Origin of the sequence: Dysgonomonas sp. UBA7630, from assembly GCF_002483985.1 — a bacterium.
Classification (GTDB): domain Bacteria; phylum Bacteroidota; class Bacteroidia; order Bacteroidales; family Dysgonomonadaceae; genus Dysgonomonas.
Map to the genome: position 1 here is coordinate 125,281 of NZ_DLIY01000023.1, position 15,450 is coordinate 140,730.

12 protein-coding genes are annotated in these 15,450 nt (G+C 38.4%); 9 read left to right on the plus strand and 3 right to left on the minus strand.

The features are described from left to right. Positions 1-25: 25 nt before the first annotated feature. Together B3P17_RS10425 and B3P17_RS10430 are read left to right on the plus strand one after the other, a co-directional pair. A complete protein-coding gene (locus B3P17_RS10425; protein ID WP_252638144.1) occupies positions 26-1,393 on the plus strand; it encodes a sigma-54-dependent transcriptional regulator in 1,368 nt (455 codons plus the stop codon). Positions 1,394-1,398: 5 nt separating this feature from the next. After that, positions 1,399-2,697, plus strand: a complete 1,299-nt coding sequence (locus B3P17_RS10430) for a sensor histidine kinase (RefSeq protein ID WP_252638145.1) — start codon at positions 1,399-1,401, stop codon at positions 2,695-2,697. A gap of 35 nt (positions 2,698-2,732) precedes the next feature. Here the strand turns inward: B3P17_RS10430 and B3P17_RS10435 are convergent, their stop codons facing one another. After that, the gene (locus tag B3P17_RS10435; protein ID WP_252638146.1) at positions 2,733-3,476 is read right to left on the minus strand and encodes an NUDIX hydrolase; all 744 of its coding nucleotides are present in this window, start codon (positions 3,474-3,476) and stop codon (positions 2,733-2,735) included. A gap of 209 nt (positions 3,477-3,685) precedes the next feature. On the opposite strand from B3P17_RS10435, the gene B3P17_RS10440 reads away from it, so the two are divergent. The 4 genes from B3P17_RS10440 to B3P17_RS10455 all read left to right on the plus strand — a co-directional run bounded on the left by B3P17_RS10440 (position 3,686) and on the right by B3P17_RS10455 (position 9,976). Further along, on the plus strand, positions 3,686-6,019 hold the full coding sequence (locus B3P17_RS10440; RefSeq protein ID WP_252638147.1) for a glycoside hydrolase family 3 protein: 2,334 nt from the start codon (positions 3,686-3,688) through the stop codon (positions 6,017-6,019). A 68-nt stretch (positions 6,020-6,087) separates the two neighbouring features. Further along, complete coding sequence (locus B3P17_RS10445) at positions 6,088-6,873, plus strand: histidine phosphatase family protein (protein ID WP_252638148.1); 786 nt, start codon at positions 6,088-6,090, stop codon at positions 6,871-6,873. 30 nt (positions 6,874-6,903) lie between these two features. Next, positions 6,904-9,177, plus strand: coding sequence for a hypothetical protein (locus B3P17_RS10450; RefSeq protein WP_291105392.1), 2,274 nt, complete (start codon positions 6,904-6,906; stop codon positions 9,175-9,177). A 19-nt stretch (positions 9,178-9,196) separates the two neighbouring features. Beyond that, on the plus strand, positions 9,197-9,976 hold the full coding sequence (locus B3P17_RS10455; RefSeq protein WP_252638152.1) for an acid phosphatase: 780 nt from the start codon (positions 9,197-9,199) through the stop codon (positions 9,974-9,976). Between the two features lie 356 nt (positions 9,977-10,332). Here the strand turns inward: B3P17_RS10455 and B3P17_RS10460 are convergent, their stop codons facing one another. Then, a complete protein-coding gene (locus B3P17_RS10460; protein WP_252638153.1) occupies positions 10,333-12,747 on the minus strand; it encodes a TonB-dependent receptor in 2,415 nt (804 codons plus the stop codon). Between the two features lie 148 nt (positions 12,748-12,895). Further along, complete coding sequence (locus tag B3P17_RS10465; protein WP_291105395.1) at positions 12,896-13,234, minus strand: hypothetical protein; 339 nt, start codon at positions 13,232-13,234, stop codon at positions 12,896-12,898. A gap of 213 nt (positions 13,235-13,447) precedes the next feature. Between B3P17_RS10465 and B3P17_RS10470 the strand changes: the two genes are divergently transcribed. The 3 genes from B3P17_RS10470 to B3P17_RS10480 form a co-directional block, all read left to right on the plus strand. Further along, positions 13,448-14,020 carry a hypothetical protein gene (locus B3P17_RS10470; RefSeq protein WP_252638156.1) on the plus strand — a complete coding sequence of 191 codons (573 nt, stop codon included), beginning with the start codon at positions 13,448-13,450 and terminating at the stop codon, positions 14,018-14,020. Positions 14,021-14,075: 55 nt separating this feature from the next. After that, complete coding sequence (locus tag B3P17_RS10475; RefSeq protein WP_006842886.1) at positions 14,076-14,672, plus strand: LemA family protein; 597 nt, start codon at positions 14,076-14,078, stop codon at positions 14,670-14,672. 14 nt (positions 14,673-14,686) lie between these two features. Continuing rightward, positions 14,687-15,450, plus strand: a 764-nt coding sequence (locus B3P17_RS10480; RefSeq protein ID WP_291105398.1) for a TPM domain-containing protein, incomplete at its 3' end; no start/stop codon positions are given.

Consider the following 15,450-nt stretch of genomic DNA (forward strand, 5'->3'; position numbering starts at 1 on the left):
TTTATCCACTAGAACGAAGATTTTTATGATACTGATCTGTGACGACGATGCTGCTATACGTTCATCCCTTTCTTTAGTATTAAAAAGGGCCGGATATGAAACAGCGAATGTAACATCTCCTCAAGAGGCAATAGCTTTTGTGAAAGCCACATCTCCCGACCTGATCCTGATGGATATGAATTATACCAAAGGAACAAGCGGAGAAGAAGGACTTACTTTACTGAAGCAAGTAAAAATTTATTGCCCTGACGTACCTGTTATACTTATTACGGCATGGGGATCGATCAACCTTGCAGTGAGGGGAATACAAGCCGGTGCTTTTGATTTTGTCACCAAGCCTTGGAACAATATGGTGTTACTGAACACCATTCAGACAGCGATACAGTTGAAAGAGGGAAGTGAAAAAGAGGCAGCCGGAAACAATTCACATATCAGTAGCGACGAAGCTTTTCGGAATGATAAAATCATAGGCAAGTCTCCCCTCTTACAAAATGTATTCAATACAATTTCACGGGTAGCCAAAACAAATGCCTCTATCCTTATTACAGGCGAAAGTGGTACAGGAAAAGAACTTATAGCTGAGGCTATTCACGAGAACAGCAACAGAAAAAAGAATCCTTTTGTGAAGGTAAACCTAGGGGGTATTTCACAATCTCTTTTCGAAAGTGAAATGTTTGGCCATAAAAAAGGAGCGTTTACCGATGCTCATTATGACAGAATTGGTCGCTTCGAATTAGCAAATAAAGGAAGCATCTTCCTCGATGAAATAGGAGAACTAGATGCGGCATGTCAGGTGAAATTATTAAGGGTGTTGCAGGATAAAACGTTTGAATCGTTAGGTGACAGCAAGCAAAAACAAGTTGATGTACGTGTCATTAGTGCAACCAATCGCAATCTTGCCGACATGGTCTCTAAAGGCACATTCAGAGAAGACCTGTTCTATCGGATCAACCTTATCACGATAAGAGTACCGGCTTTGCGTGAGCGGATAGATGACATTCCTCTACTTGTAAAACATTTCGCAAAAAAACAAGTCGAAATAAACGGATTAGAAAACATTGAATTTACATCGGAAGCAATCAGCTTCTTGAAAAGATTACCATATCCCGGAAATATAAGAGAATTGAAAAATCTGGTGGATAGAGTTATTCTCGTCTCAGGTAAAAACATACTTACCGATAGCGATTTTAAAGATCAATATACAGCAATCCCCAATTCATCGTCTACACTCCCCGACTCTATCTATCCTTTAGACGAATTGGAAAAAAAGATGATAGAAAAAGCAATGGAACTATATGGGGGTAATCTCTCGAAGGTGGCAACAGCACTAGGCGTAAGCAGACAAGCATTATACAGAAGGCTGGAGAAATATGGAATAAGCACAAATGATTAGGGACTATGAAATCAAAAATCTTATTCTGGATATTAGCAGTTCTTGTCTTTGGTTCTTTATTAACTGTAGGGTTTGTTTTTTTTAGAACAGACTTATACAAGTTTCTACTTATAGAAGGAATAGCTATCCTTGCTATTATATTTTTTATCACCCTTTACTACCGACTTATAAAACCATACCAGATTATTAGCGATGGTATGGAACTATTAAAAGAACAGGATTTTTCGACTCGTCTGCGTCCCGTTTCCGATAGCGAAGCCAACAAGCTGATTGAGATTTTCAATAAGATGATGGATCAATTGAAAGACGAAAGGCTGCAAGTGAGAGAGAAAAATCACTTTCTTGATTTGCTTATACAAGCATCCCCACAGGGGGTTATCATTTTAGATTTTGACGATAAAATCACAGAGGTTAACCCATCAGGACTACGACTGTTGAGTATAAACAATATCAATGACGTAAAAAACAAAAAGCTGGATGAATCGGGAATAAATATAGGAGATCAACTAAGCAAACTAAAGCAAGGAGAAGATGTAGTGATACGCAGTTCGGGTATAACAATGTATCGTTGTTCCCGCTCTTCGTTTATAGACAGAGGGTTTGCGCATCCTTTTATCCTCATCGAAGAGTTGACGCATGAATTGCTAAAGATTGAGAAAAAATCATACGAGGGTATTATCCGCATGATGGCACATGAGGTAAACAATTCGGTGGGTGCAGTAAGTTCTACCCTTAATGTTATATCGGATATATTACAACAGAATGAAAACAGCGAATTGATCGATGTATTGCCTGCTGTAGATGCATCCTTCGACAGATGTAAGCATTTGGGGCATTTTATCAGTAACTTTGCCGAAGTTGTAAAAATCCCCGAACCATCGGTATCCGATGTAAGCATAAATGAATTGGCACGGTCTGTCGAAACTCTCTCCCGAGCAGAATGCTTAAAAAGAAATATAAATCTTAATTTGAATCTGACTACCGGGAAAGATTTAGCATGTATCGACAGTATACAGTTCGAACAAGTACTCGTCAATATTGTAAAAAATGCCTACGAAGCAATAGACAAGAATGGAGATATAAATATCATTACTACCTCCCAGCCTCTTTCGATTACCATTGAAGACAATGGTCCGGATATACCGGAAGAAACAAAACAAAAACTATTCACACCTTTCTTTACTACCAAACAGACAGGTCAGGGAATCGGATTAATGTTTGTTCGTGAAGTCTTGCTTAATCATAATTGCAAATTTGACTTGAAGTCTGAAAATGGTTGGACAAAATTCGAGATCTTTTTCTAACAGCAAGCATTTGTATTCATATCTGAGAGATACTATCACATCGTATCCTTAATATCGGGAGAAATAAAACTATATAAAATAGGGGCATTATACTCTTTCCCCTTTTTTCGTTCGTCCAGTTGAATAACAAATCCTTCCTGAAGTATTTTTCGTTGAAAGTTTCGCCTGTCAAGCTTTTTATTTAAAAATATTTCATGAATCTTTCTCAATTCGGTCATCATAAATTTCTCGGGAAGCAGCTCATATCCTATAGGTATTATTGGCATTAAGAGTTTGATTGACTCTTGTGCTTTTTTTATAATAAGCTTATGGTCTGAATACATAGCAGGCAATTTATTTATATCATACCAATGTAATTGCTTTTTTTCGGATACAAAGTCATTTACCTCATCATACTTCACCAAAGCAAAGTAGCCCATTGTTATAAATCGCCTTAACAGCCATTTTCCATCATTCCTTACCGAGCTATATTGAGCTACATAGTCTAGGTTTTGTTTCATGATAGTTCTGTTCGGATCACTAAACAATGCAAATTGCTTTAGGAAAATATTGCTCAACCCTGTATACAGTTCCAGTATCCTGTGTGCCGCTTGATCTGCACTTTCGTCATTAAAAACAAAACCGCCTAATAGAGCCTTATAATTGTTTATACCAAAATCTCTCAGCAGTACTTTTATTTTCCCCTTGTGAAAAGCTATTATAACACAATCTACCGAAAAGCCTGGGTGCGAATTCTCTGCGGTATGATCTTCATATGTCAACTTCCTTAAATCCTTCATAATCTAGGTCTCTATATCCTATTAAAATGATTAGATGGCAAAATTAGAGAATATATTCCGAATAAAAATATGTTTACTAAAGCCAAATTGTGTTATAAAACATAATTGCGTACAAAATACGTCTATTAATTTTTTATATCAAAATCTATAAATACATTTGCAAAACTAAAATGCGTTCTCATAACGCACCTAACATAAATATCAATATTATGAAAAAGAAGTATATTCCAATATTCTTACTGGGAATATTAAGTTTGCAATGTACACAGCCAACTAAAATCGATGATTACATCCTTGTTGAAAATAAAGGTGGGCCAACACTTGGATACTCTGAATCATCTGGTGTAAAAATCATTACGATTGACGATCTCAAGTTTAAAGACCTCAACAAAAACGGAAAGTTGGATAAGTATGAAGATTGGCGCTTGCCTGTACAAGAAAGAGCAGAGAACCTCGCTTCACTGATGTCTATTGAACAAATTGCTGGCCTGATGCTATACAGTGGACACCAATCGTTACCGGCTAAGGAAAGTGGTTTTTTTGCTGGAACATACAATGGAAAGTCCTTCATCGAAAGCGGAGCGAATGCTTGGGAGCTGACGGATCAACAAAAGAAGTTTTTGAAAGAAGATAATTTGCGACACGTATTAGTTATGGGTATCCAAAATCCTGAAGTAGCAGCTCGCTGGAACAATCAGATGCAAGCCTACATCGAAGGTCTTGGATTAGGCATTCCGGGAAACACAAGTTCAGACCCTCGACATTCGGGACAATTGGCTGGTTCTTCGAATCCTGAATTCAACGCAGGAGGAGACCGCATATCTATATGGCCTGATGGATTAGCCATGGCAGCGACTTTTGATCCTTCGATCGTAAAACAATTTGGAGAGATAGCCGCTAAAGAATATAGAGCATTAGGCATAGCAACTGCGCTTTCACCTCAAATAGATTTAGGAACCGAGCCTCGCTGGTTTCGTATCAACATGACATTTGGAGAAAGTCCGAAATTGGCAACAGATATGGCTCGTGCTTATATTGATGGCTTCCAAACTTCGGAAGGAGATGCAGAGATTAAAGACGGATGGGGCTACAACAGTGTAAATGCAATGGTAAAACACTGGCCTAGCGGAGGCCCCGAGGAAGGTGGTCGTGACGGGCATTGGGCATTCGGAAAGTTTGCCGTCTATCCGGGAAACAATTTCGAAACACATCTAAAGCCATTCCTCGAAGGGGCTTTCAAGTTAGAAGGCAAAACGAATAAAGCATCAGCCGTTATGCCATACTATACAATATCGTATAATCAGGCAAAAGACGGAACAAACTATGCTAATGGATTTAGTAAGTATATCATAACAGACCTTCTGCGCGACAAGTATGGATATGATGGCGTAGTTTGCACCGACTGGCTGATTACAGGAGATGAAGGGAAATCTCCGGGAGATTTTGCAGGAAAACCATGGGGAGCAGAAAAACTTTCTATTCCCGAAAGACATTACCTAACCATCATGGCGGGAGTTGATCAGTTTGGAGGAAACAATGATAAAGAACCTGTATTAGAAGCTTATCGCATGGGTGTAAAAGAGCATGGAGAAGAATTTATGCGCAAACGATTCGAGCAATCGGCAGTTCGTTTATTAAAGAATATATTTCGGGTAGGGCTTTTCGAAAATCCGTACCTCGATCCTAAAGAAAGTGAAGCAACAGTTGGTTGTGAAGCATTTGTAAAGGCGGGTTATGAAGCTCAACTGAAGTCTATCGTATTACTAAAAAATAAATCGACAGTATTACCTGTGAAGGATAGCAAGAAAACGGTATATATTCCTAAGAAAATAAATCCTTCTGTTAGAGACTGGTGGGGCAATATAACTCCAGAAACTGAGGCAATACCCGTAAATCTTGACTTAGTAAAACAGTATTACAATGTAACAGACAATCCTCAAAACGCAGATTTTGCTCTTGTATTTGTAAACTCTCCGCATAGCAATAGCGATGGTGGAGGCTATAATAAAGAAGATAGAAAAGCCGGAGGAAATGGATACGTTCCCATTTCTCTACAATATGGTCCTTATACAGCTACAGAAGCCAGAAGTCACAGTATCGCCGCAGGAGACCCAGTAGTAGATCCTTCTATAACAGACAGATCATACAAAGGAAAATCTACAACTGTAGTTAATACAAAAGATCTGAATACAATACTGGATACAAAAACACAGATGGGTGATAAGCCTGTTGTAGTTGTTGTAAATGCTACCAGACCGATGGTATTTAACGAATTCGAAACCAAAGTAGAAGGTATAGTCATTCGTTTTGGTGTATCAGACAAAGCTGTAATGGATATTGTTTCGGGTAAAGCAGAACCTTCGGGCTTGCTTCCTGTGCAAATGCCGGCTAACATGGTTACTGTAGAAAAACAGAAAGAAGATGTTCCTTTCGATATGGAATGCCATACAGATACAGAAGGCAACACTTATGATTTCGGATTTGGACTCAACTGGAAAGGGGTAATAAAAGATGTACGCAACCAGAAATATATAAAGAATTAATACATACACAAAAACTATTAGTCACCTTAATATACACATTAATTAACCTATTTAACCTTTAAAATTTTATGAGCAAATTGAAAATTCTCTTTGCTGCTATCTTGCTATGCATAACACCATACGTGTTTGCACAAGATGCAAGTAAAGATAACACTGTTACTTTTTATGTAACAAGACATGGTAAAACTATACTGAACACCTTAGTGCAGGCTCAAGGGTGGGCAGATACCCCTCTGACCCCACCCGGAGTAGCTGTTGCCGAATATTTGGGTATCGGGATGAAAGACGTTCCTCTGAAAGCGGCTTATTCCAGCGACTTGGGTAGAGCTCGCCAAACAGCCCGTATCGTTTTAGAGAAAAAGGGACAGAAAAGTCTTCTTTTACAAGAAGATGAAGGATTGCGGGAAGCTTGTTTTGGTAGCTACGAGGGCAAACCAGATGAGAAAATGTGGGGAGACGCTGCCCTTAGAATCGGACTACGCAACATGAAAGAATTTTTTGAAGCGATGAAAACCGACAACCAAGTATACATCAATGCCATGCAGGCACTAAAAGATTTGGATGAATTGGGAATGGCTGAGAACTATTACGACGTAAAAAAAAGAGGGCAGGCTGCATTTAAAGCAATTGCAGAAAAAGAAGCAAAATTAGGCGGAGGAAATGTATTAGTAGTCGTTCATGGAATGTTTATTGGGATACTTTTATCGGACTTAGATAGCTCGGGTAAATTTATCCAACCTACCCACCTTGGGAACGCATCTGTAAGCAAGGTGATCTACAAAGATGGCAAATTTACTGTAGAATCGGTTGGTGATATGAGTTATGTAGAAAAGGGCAAAGCCGCCTCCAATTAGTAAAAAAATCGAAACACTAAAACAAACAGAATGAAGACAAATAAATATCTTTTCTTAGCTCTATTTCTTGCCTTTACAGGTGTAGGAATGAATGCTCAAGAAAAAAACAAATCGAAAAAAGAAGCTGCCGGCGAGGTCAAAGAAGGCGATCGCAATGTGATGCTTAATGCAGCAAACAATACCGGGCCGCGCGATGTTAATATCGGATTACCGGCTAGTACTGGAGGTACAACAGTGTTAGAGAATGGTATACCAACTGTATTCTTTTATTGGCCCGAACTACCACCACGAGCATGGCGTAATGATGCGTCAATTGCAAAAAGAAAAATGCTTGACTTAGGGCAAACAGCCGTTCGTGTGGGAGAAGTGGGCGTATCATTGAGTACTTTCAACAATCTGGGTACTGATAAATTTCAGGGCAAAGGCTCGTTGAATTCAAACCATTTCGGATTGATGCGTGGAGATATTAATCTTAGTGGGCCTATAAACCAGAAAGGACTTAAATTCTCTGTCGGTGCATACGGAAGTTTCGACCCGGGCACGTTCAAACCTAAAGGTATTACAAGATATTATAACGACAAGGCTCAGTTGTATAAGGCAGCTTTGACGCAGGAGTACAAGGGAGAAAATATAAAAGGGTCTATAACGGCATTCTACAAGTATGCGAATATCGACAACATTAACAATAAGTATAGTCCATTCCGCTTCGATAGAAATGGAAAGGTCTCAGAACTTGATAATTTTAGGTTAGGTCGAGACTCTTATATCGAACAAAGCGGCGTACTTACGTTGAAAGATGCTTACACAGGGCAAGCTGTAAAAAGAGATCCGGTTAAAGATTATGGAACAGCTTCACATACTTTAGATATTATCGGTAAAAATACACTTTCAAATGGCCTAAACATTGACTACATACTGCGTTATCGTTATACAAAAACAGGTATGTATACTGCTGTAATGACGGGAGTTGAGAATGTCTCCAACCTTTCCGGTAAGTTGAATTATGTAGATGACGGAAGTGCCTATGCCGGAGAAAATGTACAAAGTGTAATGAACCTGGCTTCGAGAAGAACTCCGATGAATACATTAATGGGTACAGTAGAAGTAGGAAGAAAATCGGGCAACCACAAATGGTCTGTTGGTATTGATCAGTGGTATTTTGAGACTCATAATTTCCTGACCGAATCATCTCAATATTATCAGGAAGTAGCTCCTAATCCTAGGAAATTAAAACTAATCTCCAATACAAATCCAAATGGAGATATGAGGTTAAATGCAAACTATGAGTACTATGATGGCAGCGAGAACAAAACCGCACTGTTCTTCTTAGACAAATGGGATGTATCGAATGTAGTTACTTTAGACTTTGGTGCTCGCCTGCAATACTTCAACTTAAGAGGTAATTATATAAAAAGTGGCGACAGAAAAGATCAAAATGGCAATATACGTTTGATTGGTGATGCACCGAAATCAGATATTAAACATGATTGGTTGACAAAAGCTGTAATGGTAAATGCTGTAATCAAGTTGACAGACAAATTTGGTTTGCTAGGAGAAGCTGTTTACAATGAAGATGGAGCTCACTTGAACAAATATTCATCGGGCAAAGACCCTCAGTTAGAAATTTCAAAAGTTCCCGAGGCGGCAATAGGAGTATTTTACAATCACAAGTTTGTTAGCTTAGTATCAAAGGCAACATATATTAACAGGAATAATTACCGTACCACTGTGAATTTCTCAAATCCGAATAATAGCTCCGATGTTGAAAGAGCGATGACACAATACGATGTACAGACATTAGGATGGACTACAGATGTATTATTTACTCCTGCGAAAAGCTTCAATTTACATTTTCTATTGACATTGCAACAACCAAAATATAAAAACTTCAACGGAGACCTTAAATTCTCCGATGGAACAGTCTCTTCTTACGATTTTGGAGATAAGACAGTGACCGGAGTTCCAAAGGTATTGATAGAGATAGATCCTAGTTATACTTGGAAAGATTTAAGAGTTTGGGCTAGTGCAAGATACTTTAGCAAACAGTATTTCAACAAACCGAACACTCTATACTTTGATGGACGTTGGGAGACATTTGCAGGTGTAAATTACAAAATCTCTAAAAACTTTGATGTAAGCGCTACTTTCGTAAACTTACTGAATCAACGTGGAGTTTCGGGCTCTATTCCTGATGCAGACCTGATCGTTACCGATGCTGATGTGAAGAGTAAAGAAGGTACTGTAATGTCGGGTACATACATCCGTCCTTTTACAGCCGAATTTGGAGTAAAGTATAAGTTCTAACTATTTAAATTATAAAGTTATGAAAGCAAGAATTACATTAGCCATTTTAGTTTGTTCTTTAATTTCGCTGAATATATTTGCGCAAGACAAAAAGATAAGAGATAAGAGAACAAACCCTGATTTATATTACTTGGAAGAATCGGAAGTCGCAAATAGTCTGGAGCTCTTACCACCTCCACCCGAAGCCAATAGCATTCTTTTCTTATACGATAAAGCTCAACATGACTGGGGAAAACTGCAAAGAAATACCCCTAGAGGAGAACAGGCTGTGAGTGACGCACAGATAGGTGGTAATGGTGTACCATTGGCTTTTTCCGAAGCATTTGGACTTGAAATCACGAAAGAACAGACTCCTGAAATATATAAGCTTATAATAAACATGCGTGAGGATGCCGGAGACTTGGCTACTCGTCATGCTAAGGTGCATTATATGCGAGTTCGTCCTTTCAGTTTTTACAATGAACAAACTTGCCTACCCGAACATCAACACGCACTGTCAACCAATGGTTCATATCCATCAGGTCATACAGCAATCGGTTGGGCAACGGCACTTGTTTTGGCTGAAATAAATGTTGACAGACAAAATGAAATCTTGAAACGTGGATATGAAATGGGACAAAGCAGAGTTATCTGTGGATACCATTTCCAGAGTGATGTTGATGCGGCCAGATTAGTATCGAGTGCAGTTGTAGCACGCTTACATGCGAATGATGCATTTATGGCACAACTTAAAAAAGCGAAAGATGAATTTGCGGCACTTCAAAAAGCAGGTAAGGTAAAGCCTAGCGATAAGAAGTAAGTTCTAAGAATTGAGTACACGTTCGGTAAAAGACAATAATACAAATGTGTAACTAAATAAAATTAAATATTTATTACGGAGAGAGGCTACTGTTTTAGTAGCCTCTTTTTGTTGAATCACTAGATAACAATCAACTATAATTAATTTTATTATTTATCTATATACAAACCAATAGAAGAAAAAGTAACAGAAAAGTTACAAATAAAAAAAGTGAAATAACTGTCACTTTTGTCACCTTTTTCATTAAAGAATGTATAGATCAGAATTATACGAAGTGTATAATAAAAGCAGCCCATTGATAATCAATATCATTCGTGCTGCCTTCATTATAAATTGGAGTTATAGTCTCTATCTGTTCAGAAAGACAAAGGAATCAGAAGTTTCAAGCTGAAATTTCGTCCCATGTTATACACCCCTTGTCTGCCTGTCACGGGATTTTCATCGGCATACTTCAATCTGCTCAAATGGTTCTGATAGGCTTTATCTGTCAGATTATTCACAGCGAAGAAGAGTGAAGCTATCGTTTTCCCCTTGTGGACAAAGTCGGTACCTATTGAAGCGTTGAAAAGTGTATAGGCTGGTGTCGGTGTCTCGGTTCTAAAAGCTGAATAAACTTTGCTCTGCTTCAAGTTGCTTTCTATTCCGAAAGAGACATAAGTATTGTTCAATAACTTTTTGCCGTGGCGTATCAGATCGTAACGGATATCAGATATAAGCTTCGGAGCTGGCGTAAACGGAAGATACTTTGTAGAATCAGGCTGGTTTAGCTGTACAGAACTTACATACGAAAATGAGTTCTGAAAATGCAACTGCTCCACAGGATGTATATCAACGCTGATTTCACCTCCCATGATACGAGCATCACCTGATACAAACTGATATGTCTTATAGCCATCGGTAAGCAAGTCTTCCCCATTAGTGTCCAATAGTTTATGAGAAAAGATATAGTTATTTATCCTATTGGCAAACAGAGATAACTCACCCGAAATAAGCGGAGAGGAGTAACCTAGTCCCCAGTCAGCCTGCCAGCTATTTTCGGCCTTTAGGTCACTGTTTCCTTTCTCATAGCGAATTGTACCTTCGTGAGCACCATTAGATGCAAGCTCACTCATATTTGGGGCACGAAATCCATGTGACACATTCAACTTTGTATTCCATTCGTCCGAAAACTGATAAGTCAATCCTAAGCTGGCACTAATACCGGTAAAGTTTCGGGAAAAGGCATGAAACTTTTCTTCAGCATCGGGGCTTGATGGGGTAACAACCTCCTCTTGTTCATTCAAGAACAATGCTTTAGCCTTATTATAACGGCGATCGATACGTAATCCGCCGCTAATATCAAGAGCTCCGATATTTTTACTTACCAGTGCAAAAGCTCCGATATCAAACAGATTATACTCCGGTATCAGAAACTCCGATCCTTTGTTTAACGATCGTTGATACATACCGTTTATGCCTGCTACAAACTTATATCCCGCAATATCAGGCAGCGTATAGCGAATGTCATAGTTAACTGTATGAAGTTGGAAATACAAACCGTAAGTATCAGGTTCTGCTATTTCTTCAAACTCCTGCCTCCTGTTTTGTTGATAACCAATAATTGTTTTCAAATTCCCCTCTCCCACTATAATACTATTATTCAGTAAGGCTTTGTAGTGATATATCTGCTGATAAGGCATCTGCTTTTCGTATGATTTGCTATCACTATCAGATGCCACAACTTCAGTTTCTTCACCATTTGCAATAGCTGGTTTTAGAAATCTTCCAGTCTCTTGGTCTCGGTCACCTTCTACTATTCCGGGGGTTAGGTGATAATAGTCCAGGCTAAGATGCGAATAACCCCAGCTTCGGTTAATACCAAGCAGCCCAGACACAGCCCGTTCTCTAAATCCTGAATTATAGACATAACCATCGTACTTATTTTTATATGAATGAGCCATTTTATCACTATAACGCCAGTTCCAAACAAACCCGCTATTATTACCTGATGCATTTACCGAATAGTTGAACAGTCCATTATTAGTCTGATATTCACTCATCAGATTAGCCTTTATTATTCCTTCGGGGAGGATAGGTTCGGGCAAGAAATTAATAACTCCCGCCAATGCATCAGAACCGTAAATCAAACTGGCAGGGCCTTTCAGTATTTCAACAGAGTTCACGCTTTGTGCATCTATCTCTATACCATGCTCGTCTCCCCACTGTTGCCCCTCCTGACGGATACCGTCATTGACAACTACAACACGGTTGTATCCCAATCCTCTGACAACCGGCTTCGATATCCCATTCCCGGTGGTTATCTGAGCTATTCCCGGCTGCTTCGCTATAGCATCGATAATATTCGAAGAGGATTGTTGCATAAGCTCTTTCTTAGAAATATACGATATCGGTGAGGGTGTACGTTTTATTAGCGAGTTACCCGTAAGAGCTGTGATAACCACTTCGTTAATCTCCGCATTCGATTCTTTCATTACGAAATCAAGAGTAGAAGTATTTTTAAGGTCGACAGTTTCAACAATTGTTTGATGTCCGACATAATTGACCTGTATAGTTGTTTTTATAGCCGGCAGATTAGCTATACTATAATTTCCGTTTTCATCACTGATTGCTCCTTTTTTCAGTTCGGGAAGGTAGATGCTAACTCCAATAAGTGGAGCGCCATCGATACCGTCAGTTACCTTTCCTGCTAATGTCCTACTATCTATAGGAACATTTGCGGATATTGAAGTAACGGTAAAAAGTAAAAGAATAAATGTATATATTGTTCTCATAATTATATACGAATAGGAACTATTTATCTAGTATACACAATACAGATAAATAGTTATATAGAGTTAATAAATATAAAATTGATCTTCGTATCAGGCTTTACCAAATACGAGAATAATGTTCTCTGCTAAAGAACACTCAAATGAAAAATTAGTTTGTATATGAAGTAATATAGGTAGGAGGTCCACGTGTGGATATATCGGAGATGAGTTGGGGTAAGAATATAACCCGATCTGAAATAATAAGCGTTGTTACATAAACAGTAATTAGCTGCCTGATATTTCCAAACTTCTGAAGAGTAAAATTGAAAAAGGAGAAAAGGCAGATACTACAATCATGATGTTGGTCGGATAATTCCTGTTGCGATGAGCATGAGGACTCTGTACAATAGTGGCTGTGGTCGGCAAATATAAAGTGTAAAGGCTTCATCAGTATCATACTGACGAATATACTTACAAACACAATTGCTATTTTCCGAGGGGATATCATCTAACTCTATTCCTTTTGAGGAGCAAAAGTAGTATTATAAATTAAACTACTACTCGTCCTTTTATTTTTAAATAAAAGAGTTAACTTTTATTTGGTAAAAAGATCTGCATTATATTGATATTCTACCAATAAAAGATCAGAGAGATATCTATAAATAGAATAATTTAATATTTATCATGTACATTTGTATCTGAAAACTTAATAATAGAACGAATGAGAAATTTGTGTATAGCATTGATAATTGTACTTGTAGTTCCTGCCGTATGGTTTTCTTCATGTGCTAAAGTTGATAACTATGAAGGGGCTGGAAAACCGACAGTTTCCGACGTCAGATTCAACGCCAATGATACATTACATCTTCAGGATGGAGAAGTCATAGTTTTGAATGATTCTACTAAAAGAGGTCCATCACATATTGACACATTAATTATAGGCAAAACACTCTACTTGAATGCCCGTTTTAGAGACAACATTGGTTTATCAAGTTATAGAGTGAAGATGGAAATAAATAGTCAAGCAGGCGAACCATATAAACTTTGGGCTCTAGGAGAAGATATTTTCAGTACAAAAAGACATAAGGTGACAGACACAATAATTATTCGCAATTCTTTGTTTTCGATTCCTTATTATGTTCTTAGTAAAGACACTATATATATGAAACAAGGTGAACATGAGCTACAAATCGCTTATGGAAATATAGCAAACAAAAGAGACTCTTCTTACTATAAGGTTTTGCTTCTTTCGAGAGACTCAATACTTTCAATCAGGAAGAAACAAAATATATAATCCATTTGTTTTATAATCGAAGTAAAATATTAGTAACACTAAAAATACACTCACAATGAAAAAAAGCGTAATTGCAATTATCGTAGTAGTACTTATTCTTCTTATCGGATACTTTTTCAGTAAATCATCTTATAATGGGATGGTAGCTCAAGAAGAAGGGGTATCGTCTCAATGGGCTCAAGTACAAAATGCATATCAACGTCGTGCCGATCTTATACCAAACCTGGTGGCAACAGTGAAAGGGTATGCTACACACGAACAACAAACACTGACAGAGGTCGTAGAAGCTCGTGCTAAGGCCACACAGATGCAAGTAAATGCAGATCAGTTGACAGAAGAGAATATCAAGAAATATCAGGAAGCGCAAGGGCAACTAGGTTCTGCTTTGGGACGATTGATGATGATTACTGAAAATTATCCAGATCTGAAAGCGAATACAAATTTCATACAGCTTCAAGATGAACTCACAGGTACAGAAAACCGTATCTCTACAGAAAGAAATAAATTTAATGAAAGAGTAAAGGATTATAATACAACTATCCGTATGTTTCCTAAAAATATATTTGCAGGACTTTTCGGCTTCGAAAAGAAAGCTTATTTCGAAGCAGATCAGACTGCACAAACTCCTCCAAAAGTAGATTTCTCTAAATAACAGTATATAAAGACTTGAAATATACATATAAGATATTGCTTCTATTATTGCTTGTGCCGGTATTACTATTGGCACAAGACGATGATTTACCCAACCCCATCACCAGCCCTTCACCCAGACTGGTAAACGATTTCAGTAATACATTTACGAGTGAACAGAGAGAAGACTTGGAGAGAATACTCCTCGCCTATAATGATTCTACTTCTACTCAAATTTATGTGGTTACTGTGGATGATCTAAAAGGTTACGACATCTCCGATTATGCAGCCCGATTGGGACAAAAATGGGGAATCGGACAAAAAGACAAAAACAATGGGGTACTTATACTTATCAAGCCTCGAATAGGCAATGAAAGAGGAAGAGTATTTATCGCCACAGGGTATGGTGTAGAACATATCTTAACCGATGGACGTGTAGGGCGTATCATCGACCAATACATGATCCCTTACCTTCAGAATGGGGATTACTATAATGCAACCAAAGGAGCTATCGGAGCCATAATAAAATATCTATCGGGAGAGTTCCAAGCTGATGAAGATAACGGAGATAAAGGTTCTCTTGTAGGACAAGTCTTTATCATATTATTCATCCTCTTTATCTTGTATATTTCGTACCGAAACAATAAGGGAGGTCCATCTTCGGGAGGACGCAACCGTGGAGGCGGTGGCTACTATGGTGGCTGGGGAAGCGGACGATCGGGAGGTGGCTGGAGCAGCGGGGGTGGCTTTGGTGGCGGAGGAGGCGGAAGCTTCGGAGGTGGTGGCGCGGGAAGAGGTTT

Bases quoted from the DNA above. Each gene is read 5' to 3' on its own strand.
- B3P17_RS10425 (WP_252638144.1), top strand. From the start codon at position 26: ATGATACTGATCTGTGACGACGATGCTGCTATACGTTCATCCCTTTCT.
- B3P17_RS10430 (WP_252638145.1), top strand. From the start codon at position 1,399: ATGAAATCAAAAATCTTATTCTGGATATTAGCAGTTCTTGTCTTTGGT.
- B3P17_RS10435 (WP_252638146.1), bottom strand. From the start codon at position 3,476: ATGAAGGATTTAAGGAAGTTGACATATGAAGATCATACCGCAGAGAAT.
- B3P17_RS10440 (WP_252638147.1), top strand. From the start codon at position 3,686: ATGAAAAAGAAGTATATTCCAATATTCTTACTGGGAATATTAAGTTTG.
- B3P17_RS10445 (WP_252638148.1), top strand. From the start codon at position 6,088: ATGAGCAAATTGAAAATTCTCTTTGCTGCTATCTTGCTATGCATAACA.
- B3P17_RS10450 (WP_291105392.1), top strand. From the start codon at position 6,904: ATGAAGACAAATAAATATCTTTTCTTAGCTCTATTTCTTGCCTTTACA.
- B3P17_RS10455 (WP_252638152.1), top strand. From the start codon at position 9,197: ATGAAAGCAAGAATTACATTAGCCATTTTAGTTTGTTCTTTAATTTCG.
- B3P17_RS10460 (WP_252638153.1), bottom strand. From the start codon at position 12,747: ATGAGAACAATATATACATTTATTCTTTTACTTTTTACCGTTACTTCA.
- B3P17_RS10465 (WP_291105395.1), bottom strand. From the start codon at position 13,234: ATGATATCCCCTCGGAAAATAGCAATTGTGTTTGTAAGTATATTCGTC.
- B3P17_RS10470 (WP_252638156.1), top strand. From the start codon at position 13,448: ATGAGAAATTTGTGTATAGCATTGATAATTGTACTTGTAGTTCCTGCC.
- B3P17_RS10475 (WP_006842886.1), top strand. From the start codon at position 14,076: ATGAAAAAAAGCGTAATTGCAATTATCGTAGTAGTACTTATTCTTCTT.